This window comes from Candidatus Kurthia intestinigallinarum (assembly GCF_003991225.1).
In the GTDB taxonomy this organism is placed as follows: Bacteria; Bacillota; Bacilli; order Bacillales_A; family Planococcaceae; genus Kurthia; species Kurthia populi.
Genome location: NZ_JTFC01000206.1, coordinates 1 through 945 on the forward strand (window position 1 = coordinate 1; position 945 = coordinate 945).

A 945-nucleotide genomic window follows, 5' to 3' on the forward strand; every position below is an offset into this window, starting at 1 on the left:
TACAATAAAGAAAACTGAAATTTATTTTTATAGATTACTAATAAGATAAATAAAATAGATATTCCAACTAACCAACCACCATTAGTACCGTTAACTTGAATATCAAATAGAGAATAAATTAAATTAATTATACCACCGATTATACCACCAATTATTAGAAATAAAAAAAAGTAAATTATATCTAATAATACTTTAAAATAATACATTTATTATCTCCTCTATTTTTATTTAATCTATTTTTCAATACTTTTAAAAATGGTAAAGAAATTATATACCCAATGAAAAATCCAATATTATATAAAAACACATCAGATAAATCAAAAATGCCTATTTTCAAAAGTGCTTGTAAATACTCAATTAAAAATATAAATATTTCAAAAATAATTAATCTAGTCAAAAAATTCTTAAAAATATTAGCATATGCTAATAAAAAATACATTGGAACAAAAATCAAAATATTTATAAACATAATAATTAAAGATAAATCATCATTCTGAATATCAAAAATAAATCCAAAAGGATTCCAAGCATAAATACCTGTTTCACCAAAATTACTTTGATCTGGTCTTAACAACCCTAACAATAAAACTATCAAATAAAGAAATAAAATTACATATCTCTCAATTTTAGTATCTAGATTAAATGTAATAGCTATCAATATATAAATAGTGAAAATTATTATTAAAATAGCTAAAATATTTTTTTCGATATTCTCCATATTAGAAAAAAACATAGGCAAGATATTCATAAAAATAGTTAAATATAATACAAATCCTATTAAGACACTAAACAAAAGTAATAAAATTTTAAGTCCTTTTTTAGACTTCAATAATTCTCTCACATAAAATCTCTTTTCTTAGTTTATTTTTAATTTTAAAATCAAAAAAAATATAACACAATTTTACTTTTTTTCCAATATTTTAAAAATAAAAAAGAGATAACTTT

1 protein-coding gene and 1 pseudogene are annotated in these 945 nt (G+C 18.9%); both read right to left on the minus strand.

Annotation, left to right across the window (positions count from 1 at the left end; genetic code table 11):
• Window positions 1–206 (minus strand): annotated as a pseudogene (locus tag QI30_RS21055) (hypothetical protein); the annotation flags it as partial.
• Window positions 182–841, minus strand: a complete 660-nt coding sequence (locus tag QI30_RS19855) for a VanZ family protein (protein WP_233600656.1) — start codon at window positions 839–841, stop codon at window positions 182–184. The gene QI30_RS19855 and the pseudogene QI30_RS21055, both read right to left, overlap by 25 nt.
• Window positions 842–945: the final 104 nt, after the last annotated feature.